This window comes from Methylomonas sp. EFPC3 (genome assembly GCF_029643245.1).
In the GTDB taxonomy this organism is placed as follows: domain Bacteria; phylum Pseudomonadota; class Gammaproteobacteria; order Methylococcales; family Methylomonadaceae; genus Methylomonas; species Methylomonas koyamae_B.
This window is the reverse complement of record NZ_CP116398.1, coordinates 2213873-2237186: the sequence shown is the minus strand read 5'-3', so window position 1 is coordinate 2237186 and position 23314 is coordinate 2213873. Positions and strand designations below refer to the sequence as shown.

The 23314-nt window shown below is 57.5% G+C and carries 25 protein-coding genes; 9 read left to right on the top strand and 16 right to left on the bottom strand.

The window, feature by feature from the left end:
* Window positions 1–414: 414 nt before the first annotated feature.
* Entirely contained in the window at window positions 415–711 is a 297-nt protein-coding gene (locus tag PL263_RS09945; RefSeq protein WP_278209295.1) for a hypothetical protein, read from the top strand.
* 164 nt (window positions 712–875) lie between these two features.
* Here the strand turns inward: PL263_RS09945 and PL263_RS09940 are convergent, their stop codons facing one another.
* Genes PL263_RS09940 through PL263_RS09920 form a run of 5 tightly spaced genes read right to left on the bottom strand, consistent with a single transcriptional unit; the run spans window position 876 to window position 6853 of the window.
* Entirely contained in the window at window positions 876–1097 is a 222-nt protein-coding gene (locus tag PL263_RS09940) for a formate dehydrogenase subunit delta (RefSeq protein WP_140913036.1), read from the bottom strand.
* 4 nt (window positions 1098–1101) lie between these two features.
* Entirely contained in the window at window positions 1102–1941 is an 840-nt protein-coding gene (gene fdhD, locus PL263_RS09935; RefSeq protein WP_278209294.1) for a formate dehydrogenase accessory sulfurtransferase FdhD, read from the bottom strand.
* An 18-nt stretch (window positions 1942–1959) separates the two neighbouring features.
* The gene (gene fdhF / locus PL263_RS09930) at window positions 1960–4812 is read right to left on the bottom strand and encodes a formate dehydrogenase subunit alpha (protein ID WP_278209293.1); all 2853 of its coding nucleotides are present in this window, start codon (window positions 4810–4812) and stop codon (window positions 1960–1962) included.
* 21 nt (window positions 4813–4833) lie between these two features.
* Window positions 4834–6378, bottom strand: a complete 1545-nt coding sequence (locus PL263_RS09925; RefSeq protein ID WP_278209292.1) for an NADH-quinone oxidoreductase subunit NuoF — start codon at window positions 6376–6378, stop codon at window positions 4834–4836.
* 1 nt (window position 6379) lies between these two features.
* Window positions 6380–6853: a formate dehydrogenase subunit gamma gene (locus PL263_RS09920; RefSeq protein ID WP_140913155.1), complete on the bottom strand. Its 474-nt coding sequence runs from the start codon at window positions 6851–6853 to the stop codon at window positions 6380–6382.
* Window positions 6854–7091: 238 nt separating this feature from the next.
* Here PL263_RS09920 and PL263_RS09915 point away from each other — a divergent pair, with 238 nt between their 5' ends.
* Entirely contained in the window at window positions 7092–7283 is a 192-nt protein-coding gene (locus PL263_RS09915; RefSeq protein ID WP_140913040.1) for a (2Fe-2S)-binding protein, read from the top strand.
* 67 nt (window positions 7284–7350) lie between these two features.
* On the opposite strand, the gene PL263_RS09910 is transcribed toward PL263_RS09915, so the two are convergent.
* The 5 genes from PL263_RS09910 to PL263_RS09890 are packed head-to-tail and all read right to left on the bottom strand — an operon-like array spanning window position 7351 to window position 9795.
* On the bottom strand, window positions 7351–8325 hold the full coding sequence (locus PL263_RS09910; RefSeq protein ID WP_278209291.1) for a peptidylprolyl isomerase: 975 nt from the start codon (window positions 8323–8325) through the stop codon (window positions 7351–7353).
* Window position 8326: 1 nt separating this feature from the next.
* Window positions 8327–8602, bottom strand: a complete 276-nt coding sequence (locus PL263_RS09905; protein ID WP_278209290.1) for a BolA family protein — start codon at window positions 8600–8602, stop codon at window positions 8327–8329.
* On the bottom strand, window positions 8599–8901 hold the full coding sequence (locus PL263_RS09900; protein WP_278212868.1) for a YciI family protein: 303 nt from the start codon (window positions 8899–8901) through the stop codon (window positions 8599–8601). Before PL263_RS09900 ends, PL263_RS09905 begins: the two co-directional genes overlap by 4 nt.
* Window positions 8901–9443 (bottom strand): septation protein A, encoded by a 543-nt coding sequence (locus tag PL263_RS09895; RefSeq protein WP_278209289.1) that lies wholly within the window; start codon window positions 9441–9443, stop codon window positions 8901–8903. Before PL263_RS09895 ends, PL263_RS09900 begins: the two co-directional genes overlap by 1 nt.
* 22 nt (window positions 9444–9465) lie before the next feature.
* Window positions 9466–9795, bottom strand: a complete 330-nt coding sequence (locus PL263_RS09890; protein ID WP_140913044.1) for a hypothetical protein — start codon at window positions 9793–9795, stop codon at window positions 9466–9468.
* Between the two features lie 113 nt (window positions 9796–9908).
* On the opposite strand from PL263_RS09890, the gene PL263_RS09885 reads away from it, so the two are divergent.
* The 4 genes from PL263_RS09885 to PL263_RS09870 all read left to right on the top strand — a co-directional run bounded on the left by PL263_RS09885 (window position 9909) and on the right by PL263_RS09870 (window position 13680).
* Window positions 9909–10214 carry a DUF1244 domain-containing protein gene (locus PL263_RS09885; RefSeq protein WP_278209288.1) on the top strand — a complete coding sequence of 102 codons (306 nt, stop codon included), beginning with the start codon at window positions 9909–9911 and terminating at the stop codon, window positions 10212–10214.
* Entirely contained in the window at window positions 10211–10951 is a 741-nt protein-coding gene (locus PL263_RS09880; protein ID WP_278209287.1) for a class I SAM-dependent methyltransferase, read from the top strand. The genes PL263_RS09885 and PL263_RS09880 overlap by 4 nt, the downstream gene beginning before the upstream one ends.
* Before the next feature lie 64 nt (window positions 10952–11015).
* Window positions 11016–12776, top strand: a complete 1761-nt coding sequence (locus PL263_RS09875; RefSeq protein ID WP_278209286.1) for an SPOR domain-containing protein — start codon at window positions 11016–11018, stop codon at window positions 12774–12776.
* 10 nt (window positions 12777–12786) lie between these two features.
* A complete protein-coding gene (locus PL263_RS09870) occupies window positions 12787–13680 on the top strand; it encodes a 5'-nucleotidase (protein WP_278209285.1) in 894 nt (297 codons plus the stop codon).
* Here PL263_RS09870 and PL263_RS09865 read toward each other — a convergent pair.
* Window positions 13664–15160 carry a hypothetical protein gene (locus tag PL263_RS09865; protein ID WP_278209284.1) on the bottom strand — a complete coding sequence of 499 codons (1497 nt, stop codon included), beginning with the start codon at window positions 15158–15160 and terminating at the stop codon, window positions 13664–13666. The genes PL263_RS09870 and PL263_RS09865 overlap by 17 nt on opposite strands.
* A 101-nt stretch (window positions 15161–15261) precedes the next feature.
* On the opposite strand from PL263_RS09865, the gene lnt reads away from it, so the two are divergent.
* Window positions 15262–16803 (top strand): apolipoprotein N-acyltransferase, encoded by a 1542-nt coding sequence (gene lnt, locus PL263_RS09860; RefSeq protein WP_278212838.1) that lies wholly within the window; start codon window positions 15262–15264, stop codon window positions 16801–16803.
* A 337-nt stretch (window positions 16804–17140) separates the two neighbouring features.
* Here the strand turns inward: lnt and PL263_RS09855 are convergent, their stop codons facing one another.
* On the bottom strand, window positions 17141–18394 hold the full coding sequence (locus PL263_RS09855; protein WP_278212837.1) for a sulfite exporter TauE/SafE family protein: 1254 nt from the start codon (window positions 18392–18394) through the stop codon (window positions 17141–17143).
* A 179-nt stretch (window positions 18395–18573) separates the two neighbouring features.
* On the opposite strand from PL263_RS09855, the gene PL263_RS09850 reads away from it, so the two are divergent.
* The gene (locus PL263_RS09850; protein ID WP_278212836.1) at window positions 18574–18954 is read left to right on the top strand and encodes a hypothetical protein; all 381 of its coding nucleotides are present in this window, start codon (window positions 18574–18576) and stop codon (window positions 18952–18954) included.
* Between the two features lie 107 nt (window positions 18955–19061).
* Window positions 19062–19319 carry a hypothetical protein gene (locus tag PL263_RS09845; protein WP_278212835.1) on the top strand — a complete coding sequence of 86 codons (258 nt, stop codon included), beginning with the start codon at window positions 19062–19064 and terminating at the stop codon, window positions 19317–19319.
* Window positions 19320–19443: 124 nt separating this feature from the next.
* On the opposite strand, the gene arsB is transcribed toward PL263_RS09845, so the two are convergent.
* Genes arsB through arsA form a run of 4 tightly spaced genes read right to left on the bottom strand, consistent with a single transcriptional unit; the run spans window position 19444 to window position 23304 of the window.
* Window positions 19444–20505 carry an ACR3 family arsenite efflux transporter gene (gene arsB, locus PL263_RS09840; protein WP_278212834.1) on the bottom strand — a complete coding sequence of 354 codons (1062 nt, stop codon included), beginning with the start codon at window positions 20503–20505 and terminating at the stop codon, window positions 19444–19446.
* A gap of 55 nt (window positions 20506–20560) precedes the next feature.
* Window positions 20561–21004 carry an ArsI/CadI family heavy metal resistance metalloenzyme gene (locus PL263_RS09835; RefSeq protein WP_278212833.1) on the bottom strand — a complete coding sequence of 148 codons (444 nt, stop codon included), beginning with the start codon at window positions 21002–21004 and terminating at the stop codon, window positions 20561–20563.
* A complete protein-coding gene (locus PL263_RS09830; RefSeq protein ID WP_278212832.1) occupies window positions 21001–21537 on the bottom strand; it encodes an arsenate reductase ArsC in 537 nt (178 codons plus the stop codon). Before PL263_RS09830 ends, PL263_RS09835 begins: the two co-directional genes overlap by 4 nt.
* Before the next feature lie 9 nt (window positions 21538–21546).
* Window positions 21547–23304 carry an arsenical pump-driving ATPase gene (gene arsA / locus PL263_RS09825; RefSeq protein WP_278212831.1) on the bottom strand — a complete coding sequence of 586 codons (1758 nt, stop codon included), beginning with the start codon at window positions 23302–23304 and terminating at the stop codon, window positions 21547–21549.
* Window positions 23305–23314: the final 10 nt, after the last annotated feature.

Sequence of the window (23314 nt, the reverse complement as noted above, 5' to 3'; positions counted from 1 at the left end):
TGCCGCGTTGGTCCTGCGCTCCTGCGGATTTGGCGAGGGTTTTCGGAAGGGCTGTCCTAGCCCTCCGAAAACTAGCGGCATCCCTGCCGCTCCCCTACGGGCAATTTCTCGCCAAATCCTCCGGTGCTCGGCGCGTCATCAGGGGCGGAAAACCGTCCCGACTTCCCGGTGTTCCTGGTTCTCACGGTCATCCGTGGGAGTCCATACAGATGTAGGCCGGAATAAGCGTAGCGTTTCCGGCAGGTTTGGTGGAGGATCTCGCGGCTTCAACGGGTTAGTTATGGAGGGCTAGGGCGAACAGACTTACGATATTTCCATTGGAACAAGGCTATCAATCAGGTTAAGCCGACCTGCTTGTTGAGCTGAACTACACTTTGCAGCAACAAATTCTGAAACTGCGGAGGAACTTCATTGATGCGAGATTATTTGTCAAAGGCGTTGTTTGGATCACGCGAAGGACTTATTTTTGTTATAGCCAGCGCTATTTACGTTGCAATCTGGGTGTCAGCAGAACTTTCACCCTTTATGGCTTCCGAGTTTGGCTTCATCGGCCTAATGTCTCGCTATATGCCGGTTTTTCTGCTGATCTTTTTTCTTAAGATTGGCGGTCACCGCAGAAATTATCTCTCTACTTGGTTTAACACGTCGATGATGTTGATCTTCGCGCTGGTACCTTTTCTCGTTGTTGCAAAGTCGGCGATTATCGGTTGAACATTCCGTGCAGTTTAGCCCGGTGGGCATTTTGCATGCGACAGTTCAACAAATGATATAAGCCGGAATAAGCCTAGCGTTTCCGGCAGGTTCTGAAGTCTTTGGAGGGTTGGAGGATAGGGGGGCTAGCCGAGAACTATCCTTTGTTGATCGGTAAAAAACGGTTAGGGCTTTTGGGCGATGCGTTTGACGGCTTCGGCGACGATGTCGAGCAATTCGTTGCCGCCGTGCTGGATGTATTCGACGATTTGCTTGCGCATTCTGGGCTCCCAGAAATTGCGGATGTGCTGTTCGACGCCGGCTACGGCCACATCGTGCTCCGGTTCGGATTTAAAAAAGGCGCCAATGTTGTTAGCCATTTTGATCAAATTGCTGTGATTGTCCATGATGCTATGCGACGGATGTTTGTAAATGTTGTAGGCGAAAAGGATGAGTATAAATCGTGTGGTTATCGTTGCGGGTAAAGCCGACCAGGGTTAAGCCGCACTCGTCCGCCAAACGGATCGCGAGGGCGGTCGGCGCCGAGATGGCGGCCAGCAAGGTGATGCCGACGCTGGCGGCTTTTTGTACCATTTCGTAACTGGCGCGGCTGGTGACCAACAGCCAGCCGGCGGAAAAATCGCAGCCGCCTTTCGCCAACGCACCGATCAGCTTGTCCAGCGCATTGTGGCGGCCGACGTCTTCGCGCACCGCGGTTATGCCTTTTTCGGAATCTAGCCAGGCGGCGGCGTGTACGGCGCCGGTCAATAAATTCAACGCTTGTTGCTGACGCATCGTTTCAAAAGCGTCGCGCAGTAGCGGTGCGTCCAGAACCAAGCCTTTGCCAACCGTGCGCGGCGGACGGATGGCTTGTTCCAACGTCGTAGCTCCGCACAAACCGCAGCCGGTGCGGCCGGTCAGGTTTTTGCCTTTGCCGTGCAGTTTATCGAAACGTTCCTCGGGAATTTGCATGCGGACTTCGATGCCCTTGGAGCGCTGTACGACCTTGATTGACTGGATCTCGGACGGATGACGGACGATGTCTTCGGTCAAGCTGAAGCCAAGGCCGAAATCCTCGAGATTGAGCGGTGTGGTCAGCATGACCACGTGAGGTATCGTGTTGTAGACCAGGACTACCGGCACCTCTTCGGCGACGTAGTCCTGTTTGCGGCTATGCTCCGGGCCGCGCCAGCTATCGAACGTTCCGGTCCGATAGCTGGTCCAGCCTAGTTCCGCGGGTACTGGATCCATGCTAGGTTTTGCTTGGATTTAGCCGGCGGTGACGATACGGTTATCCAGCAAGGACTGCTGGTCGTCGGAGAAGGCCTGGTATTCCTTCTGCCATTCGGACGGTTGCGCCACTTTCGCGACGTGTACCGCCGTAACCTTGTATTCCGGACAGTTGGTGGCCCAGTCCGAGTTGTCGGTGGTGATCACGTTCGCGCCGGAATGCGGGAAGTGGAAAGTGGTGTAGACCACGCCCGGCTGCATCCGGTCGGTAACCAGTGCCCGTAGCACGGTCTCGCCCGACCGGCTTTTTACGCCGCACCAGTCGCCGTCCGCGATACCCAGAACTTCGGCATCGTGCGGATGGATTTCCAGACGATCCTCCTGATGCCATGCCACGTTTTCGGTACGACGGGTTTGGGCGCCGACGTTGTATTGCGACAAAATGCGACCGGTAGTCAGAATCAGCGGATATTTGCTGTTGGTGCGTTCACTGGTCGCAACATACTCGGTCAACAGGAAACGGCCCTTGCCGCGTACGAACTGATCGGCGTGCATAATCGGGGTGCCGTCCGGGTTTTCCTCGTTGCATGGCCATTGAATGCTGCCCATCTCCTCGATTTTGGCGTAGCTGACGCCAGCGAACTGAGGCGTCAGTCGAGCGATTTCGTCCATGATTTCGGACGGATGTGCATAAGTCATCGGATAGCCTAGCGCGTTAGACAGGTCTTGGGTGACTTCCCAATCTTCTTTGCCTCCTAGCGGTTTCATCACCTTGCGTACCGGCGAAATTCGGCGTTCGGCGTTGGTGAAGGTACCGTTTTTCTCCAGGAACGATGACCCCGGCAGGAACACGTGGGCGAACTTGGCGGTTTCGTTGAGGAAAATGTCTTGCACGATCAGGCATTCCAGTTCGCGCAGGGCGTGGTGAACGTGGTTGATGTCCGGGTCGGATTGGGCGATGTCCTCGCCTTGTACGTACAGGCCTTTGAAGCTGCCTTCGATCGCGGCGGCGAACATGTTCGGAATCCGCAGGCCGGGTTCGGAAGCCAGGTTGACGCCCCATTCCGCTTCGAACTGGGCGCGGGTGGCGCCATCGGAAACGTGGCGGTAGCCGACGAATTCGTGCGGGAAGGAGCCCATGTCGCAAGAACCTTGCACGTTGTTTTGGCCGCGTAGTGGGTTGACGCCGACGCCTTCGCGACCGATGTTGCCGGTGGCCATCGCCAGGTTGGCAATGCCGATCACGGTGGTCGAGCCTTGGCTGTGTTCGGTCACGCCCAAGCCGTAGTAGATCGCGCCGTTGCCGCCGGTGGCATATAAACGCGCCGCGCCGCGCAGCAATTCAGCGGGTACGCCGGTCAATTCGGCCATGGCTTCCGGAGAATTTTCCGGTTTGGCGACGAAGGTGCGCCATTTGCCGAAGGATTCGACGTCGCAACGTTCGTTGACGAACGCTTCGTCGACCAAGCCTTCAGTGACGATGACATGAGCCAGCGCGGTGACCACGGCGACGTTGGTGCCGGGACGCAGTTTCAGGTGGTAATCAGCTTTGATGTGCGGGCTATTGCGCACCAAGTCGATTTCGCGCGGGTCGACCACGATCAATTTGGCGCCTTGGCGCAGGCGGCGTTTCATCAACGAACCGAATACCGGATGGCCGTCGGTCGGGTTGGCGCCGATGACCAGGATTACGTCGGATTGCAACACCGAGTCAAAGGTTTGGGTGCCGGACGATTCGCCGAAGGTGGTTTTCAAGCCGTAACCGGTCGGCGAGTGGCAAACGCGGGCGCAGGTGTCGACGTTGTTGTTGCCGAAACCGGCGCGGATCAGTTTTTGTACCAGATAGGTCTCTTCGTTGGTGCAGCGGGAAGAGGTAATGCCACCGACCGCGTCTTTGCCGTATTTGGCTTGAATCCCTTTCAACCGGCTGGCTGCAGTTTCGATCGCTTCTTCCCAGCTCACTTCGCGCCATGGGTCGGTGATTTTATCGCGCACCATTGGTTTGGTGATGCGGTCTTTATGGGTGGCGTAACCGAAGGCGAAGCGGCCTTTCACGCAGGAGTGACCGTGGTTGGCTTGGCCGTTTTTGTCCGGAACCATGCGCACCAGTTGTTCGCCTTTCATCTCGGCTTTGAACGAGCAGCCGACGCCGCAATAGGCGCAGGTGGTAATCGCGCTATGTTCGGGCTGGCCGTGGTCGATCACGGCTTTTTCCATCAGCGTTGCCGTCGGGCAAGCTTGGACGCAGGCGCCACAAGACACGCACTCCGACTCCATAAACGGCTGGTTTTGGCCCGGAGAGACTTTCGACTCGAAGCCGCGGCCATCGATCGTCAACGCAAAGGTACCTTGCACTTCTTCGCAGGCTCTGACGCAACGCGAACAGACGATGCATTTCGAAGGGTCGAACGAGAAATAGGGGTTGCTTTCGTCTTTTTCGGCTTGTAGATGGTTTTCGCCGTCGAAACCGTAACGCACTTCGCGCAGACCAACCGCACCGACGGTATCTTGCAGTTCGCAATTGCCGTTGGCGGAGCAGGTCAAGCAATCCAGCGGATGGTCGGAGATATACAGCTCGGCAATGCCTTTACGCAGCTTCGCCAGCTTTTCATTTTGCGTGGTCACCTTCATGCCGGCGGCGACCGGTGTGGTGCAGGAGGCGGGGTAGCCGCGCGCGCCTTCGATTTGTACCAGACACATTCGGCAAGAGCCGAACGGGTCCAAACGGTCGGTGGCGCACAATTTCGGAATGCTGATGCCGGCCTCGGCGGCCGCACGCATTACCGAAGTGCCGGCATTGACGGTCACTTTGTGGCCGTCGATTTCCAGGGAGACTTGTTCAGCCGACGCGCTGGCCGGCGTGCCGTAGTCGATTTCGTTGTTTAATGACATAGCTACCTCCGGGAGGATAGATCAGGCTTTGGCGGGGTGTAAGCCAAAGTCTTCGGGGAAATGGTTCAATGCGCTCAACACCGGATACGGTGTCATGCCGCCCATCGCGCACAGCGAGCCGCACAACATCGTGTCGCACAGGTCGCGCAGCAATTCGGTGTTTTTGGCCTTGTCGACGTTGGCGACGATGCGGTCGATGACTTCGACGCCGCGGGTCGAGCCGATCCGGCACGGCGTGCATTTGCCGCAGGATTCCTCGACGCAGAATTCCATCGCGTAACGGGCCATGTCTGCCAGATTGGTCGTGTCGTCGTGAACGACCAAACCGCCGTGGCCCAAAACCGCGCCGATGGCGGCGAAGGCTTCGTAATCCAGCGGTGTATCGAATTGGCTTTCCGGCATGTAGGCGCCCAACGGGCCGCCGACCTGCACGGCGCGGATCGGTCGACCGCTGGCGGAACCGCCGCCGTAGTCGTAGAGTAGTTCGCGTAAGGTCATACCGAATGCGGCTTCGAACAGACCGGGATGTTTGATGTTGCCGGCCAGTTGCAACGGCAGCGTGCCGCGCGAGCGGCCCATGCCGTAATTTTTGTAGTACTCGCCGCCCTTGTCCAGAATGATCGGCACGGACGCCAGAGAAATCACGTTGTTGACGATAGTCGGTTTGCCGAACAGGCCAACGATGGCTGGGAGCGGCGGTTTGAACCGCACCAGGCCGCGTTTGCCTTCCAGGCTTTCCAATAATGATGTCTCTTCGCCGCAGACGTAAGCGCCGGCGCCGCTGCGGACTTCCAAGTGGAAAGTCTTGCCGCTGCCTTGGATGTTTTCGCCCAGATAGCCGTTTTTGTAGGCGGCTTCGATGGCTTGGTTCAAGGCAATTTTGGCGTGGGGGTATTCGACGCGCAGATAGATGTAACCTTGGGTGGCGCCGACCGCAATGCCGGCGATGGTCATGCCTTCGATCAGTACGAACGGGTCGCCTTCCATGATCATCCGGTCGGAAAAGGTACCGGAGTCGCCTTCGTCGGCGTTGCAAACGATATATTTCTGGTCGCCGGTGGCGTTCAGCACGGTATTCCATTTGATGCCGGTGGGGAATGCTGCGCCGCCGCGGCCGCGTAGGCCGGAGTCGGTAACATGTTTGACGATTTCGGCCGGTTGCAGCGCTAAAGCGTTTTTCAGGCCTTTGTAGCCGTCGTTGACCAGATAGTCTTCGAGACTGACCGGGTCGGTGATGCCGACACGGGCGAAAGTCAGCCGGTTTTGGTTTTTGAAATAGGGGAGTTCTTCGATATTGCCCAGGTAAAGCGGATGTGATTTTCCTTCCAGTAATCCGGCTTCGAGCAGCGAAGCGACATCTTCTTCCTGCACCGGGCCGTAAGCGATGCGGCCATTCGGTGTTTCGACTTCTACCAGAGGTTCCAGCCAGAACAAGCCGCGCGAGCCGTTACGAACGATTTGTACCGATTGGCCGCGGTCGGCCGTATGTTGAGCGAAGGCGTTGGCGACTTGTTCGGCGCCCAGTGACAGCGCGGTGGAGTCGCGGGAAATAAACAGGCGGGTCATGTTAAGCACCTTTGAATTTTGCAAGCAGACTGTCGAATTTATCCGGCGTGACGCGGCCGAATACTTGGTCGTCTATCGTAATGGATGGCGAGCAGGCGCAATTGCCCAGGCAATAGACCGGTTCCAGCGAGAAGGCTTGGTCTGCGGTAGTTTCGTGATAATCGATGCCGAGCACCTGTTTGGCGTGGTTTTCCAGGGCGGTGCTGTTCATCGATTGGCAGGATTCGGCACGGCAGATGCGCACGGTGTGTTTGCCTGGCGGAGTGTCGCGGAAGTAATGATAAAAACTAATAACCCCGTGTACTTCGGCTTGCGACAAATTCAGAGAACTTGCGATGTCTGCCACGGCAGCCGGAGGAATGTAGCCCAGGGTGTCCTGAATGCCGTGCAGAATCGGTAATAAGCTGCCCGGCATCGTTCGGTGAGCGTCCAGTATTTCCAGCACAGTGGCTTGTTGGGTTTGATAGTCTTGCATCATTGGCTCTTGTAAATGACGAAAAGGTTATCAGAGTATTTAAGCACGAAAAAAACCCGCCAACGCAATTGGGATTCATGGCTCAATCCCGCGAATTTCCTAAGCATTGCAAGGTAATCCGGCGTTTCGACTAAGAGCGTTTGGCTTAGTTCGGTATCAGAAAAAAATGCCGCCGGCATCACTTTACTTTTAAATGATAATTGTTATCATTAATTCAAAATGATCTGGAGATTTTTGTATGTATGTGTGCGTGTGCAAAGCGGTTACCGATAAGCAGGTTGCTCAAGCGATCAGCCAGGGTGTTTGCAGTCGTAGACAGGTCATGGAGTGTACCGGGGCTGGCGGCGTTTGCGGTAAATGTTCCGCCAGTATCAAGGCGATGTTGGATGAGAAGTGCCAAAATCAGGCGTTGAGGGCGCAGGCAGCTTAGTCCGCTGCTATAGGATTTAGAGGAACAGGGCGGGTGTCCGCCCTGTATTGCTAGGCAGGCTGTTTGGTTATTTTGCGGCTGCCGGGTCCGCGGGTTTGGTTTCCGTTGCCGGGGCTGCCGGTTCGGATGGGGCGGCGGCTGGCTGCTCGGCCGGTGCCGCGGCAGGTTGTTCGGCCGGAGCTGCAGGTTGCGCTTCTTCTGGTTTAGCCGGTGTCGGCGGCAACATCACTTCCACTTTTGCGTTCTTGCGCAGGTTTTCGATCATTGCTTGAGCTTTTTGCCGTTGCAACATCGGCCGGATTTGTTCTTTGACGGCGTCCAGCGGCGGCGGGGTCAAAGCTCTGGATTCTTCGCGCAAAATCACGTGCCAGCCGAACTGGGTTTGCACCGGTTGTTTGCTGTATTTGCCGTTCTCCAGCGCTACCACCGCTTCGGAGAATGGCGGCACCATCCGGTCGGCGGTAAACCAGCCTAAATCGCCACCTTCCGATCCCATCGGGTCGATCGAATGTTTTTTAGCCAGTTCGTTAAAGTTGCCGCCTTTATCCAGCTCGGCGATCAATTTTTTGGCTTCTTCTTCGGTTTTGACCAGAATATGGCGGGCCTTGTATTCGCTGCCCATATTGGCCATTTTTGAATCGTATTCGGCTTTGATTTCTTCATCGGTGACCGGGTTGGCTTTCAGGTAATCCTGTAACGCCGCTTGCGACAGCAAGGAATTTCTGACGGTTGCCATCCGCTCGATCACTTCCGGCGTTTTATCCAACTGCTTCTGCAGCGCCTGTTGAATCAACAATTCGCGTTGAATCAACTCTTCCAACAATTGTTCCTTCGGAAAGGTTTGGCCTTGGCTACGTTCGGAAATCTCTTTTTCCAACGTTTCCAGGGTTTTTTTGCTGATGTAGGTGCCGTTGACCGAAGCGACTGCATCTTCTTTGCTGACTGTCGGGGTTGCGGGGGCAGCCTCTTTGGCTTTTTCTTCGAAGCAGCCCGGCAGCAGAGCGGCGCCGGCCAGAACCAGAGGGACAAGTTTCAATTTCATATCAAGAATTTCCTTTGCTGTTTTCAGAGGGAGTTAAAGCGTTAATGCTCAAGGCGTGAATCTCAGCCTTCATCATATCGCCCAAGGCTTGGTAGACCAATTGGTGGCGTTGCACCAACGATTTGTTTTCGAACTGCGTTGAAACCAGGGTGACGTGGTAATGGCCGCCGCCTTGGTTTCCGGCATGTCCTGCATGCGCGGCGCTATGGTCGATAATTTCGATTAATTCCGGCTGGAAAGCGTCTTCCAGCTTGTGTCTGATGATATCGGCAGTCATTGGGGAAATACTTGTTTAAAAGGTTTGACGGTAACGCCGGCGTAAACGCCGGCGGCAAAATAGGGATCGGCATCGGCCCAGGTTTTGGCGCTCTGCAGATCGGGAAACTCGGCAACGATCAGGCTGCCGCTAAAGCCGGCTTCGCCGGGGTTTTCGGCGTCGATTGCCGGATGCGGCCCGGCCAGCACCAATCGGCCCTGGTCTTGCAAAGCCTGTAGTCTCGCCAAGTGGGCGGGGCGTGCCGCCAGGCGTTTGCTCAGGCTGTCGGCCGCGTCTTCAGCAATAATGGCGTAAAGCATCATTCCTTCGCTTCCGGAGTCGGCACATGTTTATAGAGAAATGCCATTTGTACGCCAATAAACAACACCATCAGGCCCGGTACGCCGAAGGTCTTGAAGCTGACCCAGTCGTCGGTGCTGTAATGGTGCATCACGTATAAATTCAAAAAGCCGACGCCGATGAAAAACAAGGCCCAGCTTAGGTTCAGTCGTTTCCAGATACGGACCGGCAGCTCCAGATTGGCGCCCATCATACGTTCGATGAAGGTTTTATTGCCGACGAATTGGCTGGCCAAGAACGCGCCGCCGAACAACCATTCGATGATGGTCAGTTTCCATTTGATGAATTGTTCGTCTTGCAAATACAGTGTGGCGCCGCCCATGACCAGGATCAATCCCAGCGTAATCCATTGCATCGTTTCGACTTTGCGGTAGAGCAGCCAGTACAGGCAGACCTGAACGACGGTTGCGGCAATCACCACGCCGGTGGCAACGTAGATGTCGTAGAGCTTGTAGGCGACAAAAAACAAAACGATGGGAAAGAACTCTAAAAGCGGTTTCATGATGGATGGTTAAGCAGAATAGTTAGGCGTAAAGATCGATACCGGAAATTGTTTGGTTGAGCTGTTCTTGAACGAGTTGGTTGCGGTTTTCGGTATAAGCGTTCAGGGCTTTCAAAGTGCGCGAATTGGTCGGTACGTTACGGGGTTCAAGCATCAATTCGGTTTCGGCCAAGGCTGCCTGGATTTGCGCGGTGGACGAAGGTTGGCGTTGGCTTTGCGGTTGCCGGTTTGTCAGCTCCGCTTCGGTAATCGCTATCGGCGGCTGTTCGCGTTTGGCGTCTGACGGTCCGGCCTGCGGATATTTATAGCCGACCGGATAGTAGGCCAATGACGAACTGTGTATGGTGCTCACTGGAGTGACGTTAGGGGCCGAAGTAACGATGCTTCATTGTAGAATCTTTGTTTGCAATTGTACATGAGCCGGGCGGCTTTGCTGCTAAAATGCCGAATTTAAAGGAGGATTTCATGTCAGATACCCATAGCACCGAGTTGGAGGCCGCTGCTTTCCGACAACTGCTTGCCCACTTGCAAAAGCACGCCGAAGTACAAAATATCGAATTGATGATCCTCGCGGATTTCTGCCGCAACTGTCTGGCCAAATGGTATGCGGCTGCGGCGGCCGAACGCGGTATTGCCGTGGATTACGAACAGGCCCGGGAGATCGTCTACGGCATGCCGTATGCCGAATGGAAGGAAAAATACCAGCTTGAAGCTACCCCTGAACAATTGGCGGCTTACCAGGCTCGGCAAAAACTCAAGGACGATAAATGAGTGCCGATAACCCGTTCGATGCGATGTTCTCCGGCGTGATCGGTCGGGAATACGACATGCTGAAACTGATCTGTCCGTTCGCGACGGAAATGAGTCGTCTGGTCGGCTTGGAAATCGGCGATTTTTGCCGGGGCCACGCTAGCCCGGCCAGTGTGGTCGAGTTGGGCGGCGGTACCGGTATTACCACGCTGGCTATATTGTCGGCGGCGGAAAATTGTCGGGTATTGAGCATCGACAGCGAACCGACGATGCAAAACCAAGCCAAATTGAGCTTGCAAGACTGGGTGCAACAGGGGCGGCTCGATTTTTCCGGGCAAGACGCCTTGAGCGCATTGCGCGATTTGCCCGCAGACAGCGCCGATGCGGTGGCATCCGCCTATACCTTGCATAACTTCGAGGCGGGTTACCGGCGTCAAGTGTTGGCCGAGATTTACCGGGTGTTGAAACCGGGCGGCATCTTCGTCAACGGCGACCGCTACGGCCTGGACGACATCGACGCACACACCCGTGCCACGCAACAGGAAGTCGCCGGTTACTTCAAAGTCTTAACCGGCATCGATCGCTTGGATTTACTGCAGCATTGGATCATACATCTGTTCAGCGACGAATCCGAAAACCACGTGATGCGCGAGTCTATCGCTCTGGCACAGATGGCGGAAGCCGGTTTCGGCAAGATCCAACTCAAGCGGAGGATGGACGTGAATGCGCTGGTGACTGCCGCCAAGAATGCCGGATAAACCTCGCGCAACAGACGCTTAATTCGGGCGCGTAAGCGGCCGCCCGACCGAACCGAGAAAACTCATGGCTGAACCGACTGGTAATAAAAGCAAGAAAACTCTGGATGCCTTCGCCGACGACCTGGATGCGATGTTGAACATCAGCGAGCCGGCCGGTCGCGAGGTTGGCGAAATCGACGACGACGAAGCGATAGACCGCTTACTGGTCGGAGACGAAACCTTGGGTCGCGAAGCGGACGAGCAGATCGACGAGTTCGGCGATTTCGACAACCTGTTGGAAATCGACTTGCCGGCCGGCAAGAACCGGCCGCTGGACGATATCGACGAATTCGGCGACGAATTCGATACTGAGATTGCCGAGATCGCAATCAATCCCGGCCGGGAGTCGGACGATCTGGCCGACGAAGTTGCCGATGCCGTCGGTGCCGACATTCAACGCGAGTTGGAAGAGGCCGACGCCATTGCCGACGCGGCCGAATTGACAGCGGCCGACGACATCGACGACATCGACGAATTTGCCGACATCGATTCGGTGCCTGCGGCTAGCGCTGCCGAGCCGGGTCGGGCCGGCCAGGAAAGCGTGGCAGACATCGACGAATTTGGCGATGAACCGGAGTCGGCCGGTAACACGGCGGATTTTCTGATGGCGGATTTCGATATTACCGCGGACGACGATTTGGCCGAGCCCGCTGCCGAAACGGCCGAGGCGGAGCCAAGCGAGGCCTTTACCGAAACCGATGCCGTCGAAGCGCTAGCCCCTGCTGCCGTCGGCGAAGCGAACCAGCCGGAACCGAATATTCCGGTAGAGCCGGCAGCGGCGGCTGAAGCCGACGACGGCGATATTCTGATTGCCGGCGACGACGAGCCGGAGCTGGCGGCCGTTGCCGCAGCAGCCTCGGTAGCCGCTGCCGCGGTTACCCCACCACCTCCGCCGCCGCCGGCCGTCGACTACAGCGGCGACATTACGGCATTGAACCGCCAGGTCGGCGAGTTGAAACGGCAATTGCAGCAGTTGAAGCATGAATTGGCCGAGAAACCGGACAGGACTCAACTTGGCGAGTGCCAGACCGGCCTGGAAAACCTGCAAGTCGAACAGAAAAAAACCAAACGCGGCTTGGATGCGCTCACTGCCAAAAAACCGGTGCTGGCCTACGCGGCGGCTGGTGTGGCCGGTGTCGCATTGCTGGCGAGTATCGGTCTGGGGGTGCAGGGCCTTATTACCAAATCCCAAGTCGGCGAACTGGTCACCATTATCGGAAAATTGCAGGAACAGGCAAATGCCGCGCCGACCAACGACGCGGCCGAGATGGCAATGATGCAAAAACAATTGGACGAATTGACGGTCAGTGCCGGCGTCATGTCGACCCAGATTACGGAATTGAGCAAAGTGCCGCACGCCAACGCTGGGGCTGCGCCGGCACCTGCCGGCGACCAGGCGACTAAACTGACCGAGCTGGCCAATCAGAATTTGCAAATCGGTGCAGCGATAGAAACTTTGCAGAACAAGGTCAGCGCTTTGGAAAAAGGCCGGACCGTTGTCGCGGCCGCGCCGAAACCGGAAAAGAAAAAACCGGAACCGGTCGAAGAGAACTGGGCAGTCAACCTGGTGGCATTCAAGCAGGATTGGTACGCCAAAAGCAAGGCCCAGGAGTTCGCCGGCAAAGGCGTACCGGCCAAGGTCAGCAAGACCGAAACCAAGGGCGAAAACTGGTACCGCCTCAGCGTCGACGGTTTTAAAACTCAGTACGAAGCGGCAGCCTACGCCGCAAAGGTTAAGAAAACCTTGAACCTCGATTCGGTCTGGGTCACTCGTGTCAAGGATTGAGGCTGCCGGGATGAGTAACCAGAAACTGGTGGTGGCGGTATCGTCGCGGGCCTTGTTCGATCTGGACGAGTCGCACGCAATTTTCGAAACCCAGGGCAAAGAAGCGTTTTGCCGCTACCAGATCGAGCACGAGAACGAAATCCTGCAACCGGGGTTCGGCTTTTCGCTGGTCAAAAAATTTCTCGACATCAATAAAGCCTTTCCCGGTTCGCCGCAGGTCGAAATCATTCTGTTGTCGCAGAACAGCGCCGACACCGGCCTGCGCATTTTCAACTCGATCAACCATTATGACTTGGCGATTACCCGGGCCGCGTTTACCAGCGGCGTGTCGCCCTACGAATACATTCCGGCCTTCGGCGCCCATCTGTTTCTGTCCGCCAACAACGAAGACGTCCGCAAAGCGCTGGCCGCCGGCTATGCCGCGGCGACCATCGTTTCCGGTGCCGTAGCCAATCCGTCGCCGCAATTGCGGATTGCCTTCGACGGCGATGCGGTGCTGTTTTCGGACGAATCGGAACGGATATACCAGCAACACGGTCTGGCTGCATTTGCCGCCAACGAACGTAGCGAAGCGCACAAGCCGTTGTCCGGCGGGCCGTTAAAGGAATTTCTCAGCGCCTTGCATCGGATTCAAACCCATTTCGATCAGGAGGTTTCGCCGATTCGCACGGCTTTGGTCACGGCCCGCGCCGCGCCGGCGCACGAACGGGTAGTGCGCACCTTGCGCGCTTGGGGGATTCGGATCGACGAAGCCTTGTTTTTGGGCGGCATGTCCAAGGGCGCCTTTCTGAAGGCGTTCGGCGCCGATATTTTTTTCGACGACCAGAAAGGCCATTGCGATTCGGCCGAACGACATCAGGTCGCGGCCGCGCACGTGCCGCACGGCGTCACGAATCAAGAGTGACGCGGAAGCGAGCGTAGTATTCGTTAAATTCCAGACAGCTTTTCAATTGCAAGCTCGGTCCGTGCGCCAAGCTTATTTTGCTTTCCAGCGCATATTTGCCTTTGGGCAGAAATACTTCGGTACCGCTTTCGGCATTGACCAGAACGGCTTGCAGGGTGTCGCCGTCGCCGATGGAGAAGTCGTAGATCGATAATTCGCCTAACACCGGTTCCAACGCGATCAGCGAAGTATTTTCGAATGCCACCTGGCGCCGTACCAGCATCAACCTGGGTGCTTGCTGCTCCCGGCTCAGCATGCCGATGTCGCCGGTATTGAATGCGGCATCGGCACTTTCGGCCACGACAAATTGCTTACTATGGTTGCGTAGCAGCGTTACGGTAAAGCCGGGTTGATTGCTGAAGTTGGAAACGTGGCCGGTACTCGGTTTGTAAAAGTTTTTTTCGTGCTCCAACGGCACCAGACTCATGTCGCGCAGGGCGCTCCGGTTTGCCCCTTGCCCGCTTAGGCGCATGATTTTCGACAACTTATCCTGGCTCGACAAATAGGCCTGAACGCTGCTCAAACCCGGAAAAAACTGCGCCGGCAATATCGGCGGCTTTAAATCCACGGTCGCGAACAATTGGTCGTAGCCGCAAAGGTGTTGCGTCAGTTTGTTTAGCGCAGCCTGCGGCAGGTCGCTGCTGATTTCGCCCAGGCGCAGAGCGTGGCCGAGCCGATGGCTGCGGATCGCCACCGTGCCGCGCGAGGTGTGCCAATGGCCGCGTTTGGCCGGATAGGGTTCGCCGTCTTTCAGTTCCCAGCAAAAATCCGGATTCCGGCTCGGTTGGATGCTGGTTTCCAGCAAGGGTTGAGCGATCGCGGCAAGTTTGAATAGTTGTTCGATCTCCGCGGCCGGGTAGCGGTTGGGAGCGCAAATCGCGAATAACAGATTGCGTTTGACCACGCCTTCAATCGAATTCGGTTGTCTCAAATCCGCGAACTTGGCGACGATCTCCCGCTGCAGCCAATCTTGTTTCGATGCAATCTGGTAGAGCAGGGCGGTTTTTTTCCATAATGTGGCCGAGGGCGGTTCGTAAAACAAGGCGCTAATACGTTGGCAATAGCCGATCAGTTGTAGGGCGTGGAAGATTGCGATCGGTTGCGACTCCGCCGCCAGTTGATTGGATTCGACCGTCCGGCACAGCGCCAAACTCAAATGGCGCAGGAGCTGTACGGCCAGCTTGGCGATCTTATAGGCTTTACCCTGGGCCTCGGCGCGGGCCAGATTGGCCAGACTGTTGGCAAGGTGCAACGTCAGCGGGCTCAGATTGATTAACAACGGCAGCATTGGGGTGGCATCGGCGTTGGTCCGCGCCAATTCTTTCAGGGCCAGATTGAGCTGGTTGGCGGCAACGGCCGGCGCCAGCGAACTGAGCGATTTCAACCAGCCTGCCAGCGATTCGCTGGTCAGTTGGAACGGCAAGGATGCGGTGTCTGTCATGAACGGCGCGTTGATATGCATAGTAAAACCCAAACAAGTTTAGAACAGAATAACCGCTGCAACCTTGGCGGATTTTGAATAAGCGCACGCGGCTGCATAAAATGCCGCTCCATTTGCACTCCGGTTTGTTCATGTTTCGAATCTTTCGTCACCGCCCCGAAATCGCCGCGCTCGGCAGCGGCAGCTTTTTGACTCTGGCCTTCGCCCCATACGCCTACGCCTATCTTGCGCCTATTGCGCTGGCCTTACTTTATCTGAGCTGGAGCGGGCGCACTCCCCGGCAAGCGGCTTTGGTTGGCTATTGCTTCGGTTTGGGCTTGTTCGGTTCCGGGATTTGGTGGGTGTTTATCAGTATTCACCAGTTCGGCGGCGCCGACGCGGTCAGTGCCGCTGCCTTGACCGCGTTGCTGGTGGCGGTATGGGCCTTGTTTCCGGCGCTGGCGGCTTGGTTGATTGCAATGACGCCGTGGCCTGGCGTTTGGTCGCGGGTTGCCGGAGCCGCCTTGCTGTGGTTGGCGGTCGAGTACTTCCGCGGCAATTATGTGCTCAATGGCTTCCCCTGGCTGCAGATCGGTTATAGCCAGACCGCTACGCCGCTGGCCGGCTTCGCTCCGCTCGGCGGCGCCTATTCGGTCGGCTTTTTGCTGGCGTGGTCCGGGTTTGCGATGGCAGAGATCGTTCAAAGCCGATTGTCTTGGCGGCTCGGCTCGGCGATGTTGCTGGCGATATGGGCTGGCGGTGCCGGGATGCAGGCTATCGCCTGGACTGAAGCCGCCGGCGCGCCGATCGATATTACTTTGGTGCAGGGCAATATCGGCCAAGGCGACAAGTGGCAGGCGAACCAGCAGCTGGCAACCTTGAAGCTGTACCGTAAGCTGACCGAACAACACTGGGATTCCGACGTCATCATCTGGCCGGAGACCTCGATTCCGGCTTTTCTGGAAGATGTGAAGCCGTTTTTTATCGACCCTCTGCACGCCGCAGCTCGCGAGCGCGGCGTCGATATCGTGGTCGGTTTGCCCAGCAGCGGCCAGGGTAAGGACTATTACAACAGCGTGTTGGCTCTGGGCGAAACTCAAGCGCTTTACCACAAAATCCATCTGCTGCCGTTTGGCGAATATTTACCGTTGCAACCCTTGTCGGGTTGGGTGTTGGACCAATTGGCGATTCCGCTTGGCGATTTCGCCGCCGGCGGCGCCCGCCAACCGCTGTTGCGGGCCGGCGGCCATGCCTTTGTCACGACCATTTGTTACGAAGATGCGTTCGGCGAACTGGTCGCGCGTCAGGCGGCCGAGGCCGGGTATATCGTCAACATGACCAACGACGCCTGGTTCGGCGACTCGGCCGAACCCCACCAGCATCTGCAGATGGCGCAGATGCGGGCGCTGGAAACCGGCCGCTATTTGGTGCGGGCCACCAACACGGGCGTGACCGGCTTCATTGCCCCGGACGGAACCGTCAAGCGCCAAGCGCCGTTGTTCAGCACCGTCGCAATCACCGACCGTATTGTGCCGATGCGCGGCGCTACGCCTTACCTGCGTTTAGGCGACAGCGGCGCGTTTGCGGCCATGGCGCTGCTGGTGTTATCGATTGCTGCCGGCGAGCGCCGCCACACCCGGCGGGCGATGTGCGAAACCGTGTAATACATTTCGCCAAACCTTAACCGGATTGACACCTTGTTTTGTTGCGAGCGGATTAAGATCGGTAACAAGCGACGGTGCGGTTTGGTTTTTTGATTCCTTAGCGTCCGCTTGCCGATGCCGCCGCTCGGCAAACCATCGCCACAGGGATGTGAACTTATCTGGTCTGGTTGGGATTGGGGGGCGCGAATCGAGCGCAGGCTTGAATCCGACTGCCGCAGCCATTTGCTCCGCCGCAAGTTCAAGCTCTTGCAACGGCAGCGGCTCGATTCGGCGAGGAGTTGCCGGCGGGAGCGACGATCCGGTAACGACACGCTCCGGGGCTGAAAGCCGGTTATCGTTAGCGCAGGATTTTTTGCCACTGTTCGCGGAATAGGTGTAACAGCCGTTGCCAGACAGTCTCCCCGGCATCGACGGCGGCGGGCGATGCGGGATCGGGTACCGCCGACTTGACGTCGTCGACGACGATAAACGTACCCGGAATCATGCCCATCCAGCAGCTCCACGCTACCACGCCGGCTTCAGGCGGAGTGAATTCGACCACTTGCGCACCTTGCCGCAGCTGAATTTCCAGGCCGTAGTCGCGGACTACGATTTCTTTGTTGCATTGATTGAGCTCTTTGACGTCAATGACCCATTTCACCGGGACGCCTTTGCGCAAGGTGAATTTGTTCGGAGAAAAACGGTTTTCCAGCACCTCCATACGGATGGTTTGTTCGTTCTCGCAGCTCTGTGTTTGCGCCGAGGTCGGGGCGAATTCCAGCGAGAGCCGCGCCAGCAGCGTGTTGAAATCCGCACCGCTGCCCGTTACCGACAGCCCCCGGTTCAGCATAATGACCCCCAAAGCGATCACAATCACGCCGGATGCTTTCAGCAATTTGGGGGTCAAATTAGCCGATAACAGGCTGGTCAAAACACCGAAGCCCATCAACAGCGGCAAGGTGCCCAGACCGAAAAACAACAGAATGGCGGCGCCTTGCGACCAACTGCCGCTGCCGGCCGCCATCACGTACATGGCTTGCAGCGGGCCGCAAATAATCATCAGGCCGTTCAGCAGTCCGATCACGAACGGATTGCTGTGCTTGCGGTATTCTTTGCCGACGAAACGCATGACAAAAGCCGGTGTCTTGAACTGGAAATGGTGCAAAGCCGGAAATATTTCCAACATGTGGATGCCGAACAGAATCAGGAAAAAGCCGGCGGCCACGCCGATCACGCCTTGGGTAAACGGGGTGAAGGCGACCATGGCGCCGAATGCGCCGAACAGCGCGCCAATTGACCCGTAGGAAACTGTCTTGCCGGCGCCGTATAACAGATGGGCCGTATGCGAATGTTGTCCGGCCTTGGCACTTTTGGCGATATAACCCAGGATCAACGGGCCGCACATGCCGACGCAGTGGAAGCTGGTCAAAAAACCGATCAGAAACAGCAGGCCGAAATTCAGGTCGCCGTTCAAATCCGGCATGCCGGCATGATCCATGAACCAGGTGTCCAGCCACAAGATCAGCCCGATTCCGACTAAGGCAAAACCGATAGTCAGTATTTTTTTAAAAACGCTGCCGGAACCGGCTGGGGTAGGGGCTGATGATGGCATAGTGGAATCTCGGATAATCGATTTGGCGGCTAAATTTAAGGGAATTGACCGCACAACAAAACTGGAGCAAGATTAGTGAAGTCTGATATACCGGTCAAGCCTGTGCCAGATTGTAGCCGGCCACTTTGGCGTCGACTGCATGGCGCAGGCCAATTCCCGTTGCCAACACGGAGACAGTTATGAGCGACCACAGCATTTCCGCCCACGAACAGCACGATCCCCGTAAAAAATCCGGAACCGGCGGCCGCAAAGCCAAACGGATGGCACCGCCGACCCGAGGCGAGGCCTTGGTCAAAGGCGTATTCATGGGCATCGTCATTTCCGGCGTGACCCACGCCAGCAAAAGCATTACCGGGGCCTTGGTTCGCCACCCGTTGGCCTTGTTCGCCACCGGCGTGGTCAGCGGTTACCTGACCCACAAATACCGCAAAGAAATCATCCTCGTCGGCAGCCGCACGGCTGTGGAGAGTAAGAACTTTCTGTTGCGGCAACGCGAGAGTGTGCTGGATTTGGTTGCCGAAAGCCGCGAATATGCCGCCCGGCGCGATGCAGCCGAATGAAGCCGACCCAACAGGCCCGGCCGCTAAAACGGTTTCGGATCCAGCCGGAGACCGGCTGAACCGGAGGCTTGCATTACTTTATTTTTATAGCGATTGAGGTGATTACCATGGCACATGTACACGGAGCAAAAGCGGCGGTCGAGGCTGGCGGCAAAATGGCCGGCACGGCCATGAAGATGGGGGAAGGCATGATGCATCCGGCGCTGGCCGGTGCCGTGGCGGGGGCGGTTGCCACCACCAAGGCCGGCTTGGTCAGAAAAATTCTGCGGCACCCGCTGGTCTGGTTCGGTGCCGGCGTAGCGTTGGGTGTGGTGGCCTATAAATACCGCCGGGAATTGGCTGAAAAAGCGGAGCACGGCGAGTAGGTGTCCGGCATCGACCGGAGCAATAGCAGCCTACTTCGGAAATTCAGCTCCGGAAACTTGGCACCATGACCGCTTCCGGATCGGAATACTTTGGTTGATGTCGTGCATCCGGCGCCCATCCGCCCTAGCCGACGGCGGGGAATAAGCGTTTTCGAAACCAAAATGCCACGTTGACTAAGCCTACCATGACCGGAACCTCGATCAACGGGCCGATCACAGCGGCAAAGGCGGCGCCGCTATCGATGCCGAACACCGCCACCGCCACCGCAATTGCCAGTTCGAAGTTGTTGCTGGCGGCGGTGAAAGCCAAGGTCGTAGTTTGGCCGTAGTCGGCGCCGATCAATTTGCCGCTGGCAAAGCTCACCAGAAACATCACCACGAAATACACCAGCAGCGGCAGCGCGATGCGCAATACGTCCAGCGGCAGTTGCACGATCAGTTCGCCTTTCAACGAGAACATCACCACAATCGTGAACAGCAGCGCAATCAAGGTCAGCGGGCTGATTTTCGGCACGAACAGCTCTTGGTACCAAGCCTTGCCCTTGGCTCTGATCAGAATCCAGCGGCTGCTAAAACCGGCCAGGAACGGGATGCCCAGATAAATAAACACGCTGTGGGCGATATCGCCGATGGTAATGTCTACCAGACTGCCGGGCAGGCCGAACATCGGTGGCAGCACCGTGACGAACAGCCAGGCGTAGACGCTGAAGAACAACACCTGAAACACGCTATTGAACGCGACCAGTGCCGCGCAATATTGGTTGTCGCCGCGCGCCAGTTCGTTCCAGACGATCACCATCGCAATGCAGCGCGCCAGGCCGATCATGATCAATCCGGCCATATATTCCGGATAGTCGCGCAAAAATAAGATCGCCAGGCCGAACATCAAAATCGGCCCGATAATCCAATTCTGCACCAGCGACAAGCTCAGTACCCGCCAGTTGCGAAACACGTCGCCCAATTCCTCGTAATGCACCTTGGCCAGCGGCGGATACATCATCAGGATCAGACCGGTCGCGATCGGGATATTGGTGGTGCCGACGGAAACCGTTTCGTTGATCTGCTTGACCTGCTCGGGCAATGCAAAGCCCAGGCCGACGCCGATGGCCATCGCGATAAAAATCCAGAGCGTCAAAAACCGGTCCAGGAACGACAAACGCGGGCTAGGGCAGAGTGGGGTATTCATATCAAATTTCCTCCAAACGGTTTTCCGGAAAGGGTGTCCGAATCATTGCAAACGATCACTGGCTGGGATCGTTCTGGGTAGAGCCGCAGCAGGGTGCAGCCGGCGGCATCTGGATCACATCGTCTGCGCCGAACATCGGGATCTGTTCCAGGGAGTGGAAGGCTTCCCAGGCAATGCCCTGCGGGTCCACCGTCCAATACTTGTCCGACTTGGCGTAGCAGCAGGCGGCCTGCTTTTGCTCGGCCAGCGGTACCGCCGCAGCGGTCAAGCCCGATTGCACCGCTTCCAGCTCCGGCGCCGATTCGACTTGTATGCCCAGATGGTCCAGGCCCGGTTTGCGCCCGCGCCGAGATATGGCAAAGTTGACGCGCGGATCGTCCAGCAACCACTTGGCGTAATCGCTCTGCAGCACTGTGGGTTCGGCTTGAAATAGCGCGTTATAAAAGCGGATATTGGCGTCGAGGTCATCGACGGCGATATGGATATGAAAACGTTTCATGGCGGCAATATCCTCGGTTCGGAAGGTGAGTGGCTGTCGGCGGCACTGCGGCCGATTTCGTCGATTCTTTGGGTCAGGGTCAGAGTGTCCAAGGTCGGCAGCGGTAACGCGCACAACAATTCGATACGGCGTTTCAACAGGCTGTAAACCTCGAAAAACAATTTCTTGCGTTGCTGTTCCGAGCCGTAGAGTAGTGCCGGGTCCGGTACGCCCCAATGGGCTCTTGCCCGTTTCGACCAGACCGGACAGGGTTCGCCGGCCGCTTTGTCGCAAACGGTGAACACAAAATCCAGCGGCGGCGCCTCGGCGCCGCTGAATTCGGACCAATGTTTGCTGCGCAACGGCCGCGTGTCGTAACCCAACTGCTCCAACAACTCGATGGTCAACGGATGCACGCTGCCGGCGGGTTCGCTGCCCGCACTGAATGCCTGGAATCTGCCGCTGCCCACTCGATTGAGGATGGCCTCGGCCATGATGCTGCGCGCCGAGTTGGCCGTACACAGAAATAAAACAGTCGCAATTCGTTCCGGCATCGAAAAATCTCAGTGATCCGAGCCGACCAACTGTTGTAGGCCGGCGATTCCGACCGGCTCGTCCTGTAGCAACGGTACCACGGCGTAGCGCGGCGCATGGCGCTTGGCGACGGCGGCAATTTCTACCAGTTCGTTACTGGCGCGTTGCCGCAATAGCGGCGAGGTCGCGTTGGCGGCGGCGATGCTGTTATTGATTATCCAGGCCCAGGGCTCGATACCCGCCCGGCGCAAATCCTGTTGCAGATTGGCGGCTTCCAGCACCGGCGTGGTTTCCGCCAGCGTGGCAATCAGCAGTTTGGTTTGTCGGCTATCCTGCAATTGCATCATCGGCGTCTGATAGTGAATACCGGGTTGCATTTGCCGCGCCACCTCGCGATGGTAGGCGCCGGTGGCGTCCAGTAGCAATAACGTATGGCCGGTCGGCGCGGTATCCATCACCACGAATTGCCGGCCGGCCTCGCGGATGATGCGGGAGAAGGCCTGGAACACGGCGATTTCCTCGGTACACGGCGAGCGCAGATCTTCTTCCAGCAGCGCCCGGCCTTGGGCATCCAGGCGTGCCCCCTTGGTAGCCAATACCTGCTGGCGGTAGCGTTCGGTTGCCTCGGCCGGATCGATGCGGCTGACGGTCAACTGTTCCAGCGCGCCGGCCAACGTTTCCTGCAAATGCGCGGCCGGATCTGAGGTCGTTAAATGCACCGGCAGGCCGCGCCGGGCCAGATCGACTGCAATTGCCGCTGCCAGCGTGGTCTTGCCGACGCCGCCTTTGCCCATCAGCATGATCAGGCCGTGACCTGCTTGGGCGATTTCTTCGACTAATTCGGCCAAACCGGGATGAGCGTCGGGCCGGCAAGGCTCGCCGGCCGGGGCCAGGCCTGCGCCGTCGCCGGTCAGCAAGTGGCGCAACGCAGCCAATCCCACCATGTTGAAGGGCCGCAGCATCACGGCGTCGCGAGGCAAGGCGGCGAGGACGTCGGGCATATTCGCCAATGCGGCTTGTTCGCGTTGATGAATCGCCATTGCCAGCGGGTCGTCGGCGACTTGCTCGGCCGGCAGTATCGCGTTGATCAGCAAATATTGATTGCGCAGGCCGATCTCGGCCAGCTCGCGATGGGTTCGCGCCACTTCCCGCAATGTGGATTGCTGGGCGCGAGCCACCAGAATCAAGCGGGTACGGGTGCTGTCCGCCAGCGCATCCACCGCGGCTTTGTACTGGGCACGTTGTTTGTCCAGGCCGGCCAGCGGCCCCAGGCAAGAGGCGTCGCCTTTGCCCGCTTCCAGAAAGCCGCTCCAGGCGCCGGGCAATTGCAACAAGCGAATGGTGTGGCCGGTGGGCGCGGTGTCGAAGACGATGTGGTCGTAACCGGCTACCAACTCGGCATCGGTCAATAAACCGGTGAATTGGTCGAAGGCGGCGATTTCGGTGGTGCAGGCGCCGGAGAGCTGTTCTTCGATCCCCTTGACCACGTTATCCGGCAACAAGCCTTTGACCGGGCCGACGATGCGGTCGCGGTAAGCTTGGGCGGCGGCTTGCGGGTCGATTTCCAGGGCACTCAAACCGGAGACGGCGGGAACGGCGGCGATGCGATTGCCGATATCCAGGCCGAAAACCTGGCCGACGTTCGACGCCGGGTCGGTGCTGACCAATAGCACTTTAGATCCGCTATCGGCCAAATGAACGGCGCTGGCGCAAGCCACCGAGGTCTTGCCGACGCCGCCCTTGCCGGTGAAAAACAGAAAGCGCGGCGCTTGCTGCAGAAAGTTCAAGGCAGGCCCC

Excerpts from the sequence above, each read along its gene's own strand:
- PL263_RS09945 (WP_278209295.1), top strand. The coding sequence starts at position 415 with ATGCGAGATTATTTGTCAAAGGCGTTGTTTGGATCACGCGAAGGACTT.
- PL263_RS09940 (WP_140913036.1), bottom strand. The coding sequence starts at position 1,097 with ATGGACAATCACAGCAATTTGATCAAAATGGCTAACAACATTGGCGCC.
- fdhD (WP_278209294.1), bottom strand. The coding sequence starts at position 1,941 with ATGGATCCAGTACCCGCGGAACTAGGCTGGACCAGCTATCGGACCGGA.
- fdhF (WP_278209293.1), bottom strand. The coding sequence starts at position 4,812 with ATGTCATTAAACAACGAAATCGACTACGGCACGCCGGCCAGCGCGTCG.
- PL263_RS09925 (WP_278209292.1), bottom strand. The coding sequence starts at position 6,378 with ATGACCCGCCTGTTTATTTCCCGCGACTCCACCGCGCTGTCACTGGGC.
- PL263_RS09920 (WP_140913155.1), bottom strand. The coding sequence starts at position 6,853 with ATGCAAGACTATCAAACCCAACAAGCCACTGTGCTGGAAATACTGGAC.
- PL263_RS09915 (WP_140913040.1), top strand. The coding sequence starts at position 7,092 with ATGTATGTGTGCGTGTGCAAAGCGGTTACCGATAAGCAGGTTGCTCAA.
- PL263_RS09910 (WP_278209291.1), bottom strand. The coding sequence starts at position 8,325 with ATGAAATTGAAACTTGTCCCTCTGGTTCTGGCCGGCGCCGCTCTGCTG.
- PL263_RS09905 (WP_278209290.1), bottom strand. The coding sequence starts at position 8,602 with ATGACTGCCGATATCATCAGACACAAGCTGGAAGACGCTTTCCAGCCG.
- PL263_RS09900 (WP_278212868.1), bottom strand. The coding sequence starts at position 8,901 with ATGCTTTACGCCATTATTGCTGAAGACGCGGCCGACAGCCTGAGCAAA.
- PL263_RS09895 (WP_278209289.1), bottom strand. The coding sequence starts at position 9,443 with ATGAAACCGCTTTTAGAGTTCTTTCCCATCGTTTTGTTTTTTGTCGCC.
- PL263_RS09885 (WP_278209288.1), top strand. The coding sequence starts at position 9,909 with ATGTCAGATACCCATAGCACCGAGTTGGAGGCCGCTGCTTTCCGACAA.
- PL263_RS09880 (WP_278209287.1), top strand. The coding sequence starts at position 10,211 with ATGAGTGCCGATAACCCGTTCGATGCGATGTTCTCCGGCGTGATCGGT.
- PL263_RS09875 (WP_278209286.1), top strand. The coding sequence starts at position 11,016 with ATGGCTGAACCGACTGGTAATAAAAGCAAGAAAACTCTGGATGCCTTC.
- PL263_RS09870 (WP_278209285.1), top strand. The coding sequence starts at position 12,787 with ATGAGTAACCAGAAACTGGTGGTGGCGGTATCGTCGCGGGCCTTGTTC.
- PL263_RS09865 (WP_278209284.1), bottom strand. The coding sequence starts at position 15,160 with ATGACAGACACCGCATCCTTGCCGTTCCAACTGACCAGCGAATCGCTG.
- lnt (WP_278212838.1), top strand. The coding sequence starts at position 15,262 with ATGCCGCTCCATTTGCACTCCGGTTTGTTCATGTTTCGAATCTTTCGT.
- PL263_RS09855 (WP_278212837.1), bottom strand. The coding sequence starts at position 18,394 with ATGCCATCATCAGCCCCTACCCCAGCCGGTTCCGGCAGCGTTTTTAAA.
- PL263_RS09850 (WP_278212836.1), top strand. The coding sequence starts at position 18,574 with ATGAGCGACCACAGCATTTCCGCCCACGAACAGCACGATCCCCGTAAA.
- PL263_RS09845 (WP_278212835.1), top strand. The coding sequence starts at position 19,062 with ATGGCACATGTACACGGAGCAAAAGCGGCGGTCGAGGCTGGCGGCAAA.
- arsB (WP_278212834.1), bottom strand. The coding sequence starts at position 20,505 with ATGAATACCCCACTCTGCCCTAGCCCGCGTTTGTCGTTCCTGGACCGG.
- PL263_RS09835 (WP_278212833.1), bottom strand. The coding sequence starts at position 21,004 with ATGAAACGTTTTCATATCCATATCGCCGTCGATGACCTCGACGCCAAT.
- PL263_RS09830 (WP_278212832.1), bottom strand. The coding sequence starts at position 21,537 with ATGCCGGAACGAATTGCGACTGTTTTATTTCTGTGTACGGCCAACTCG.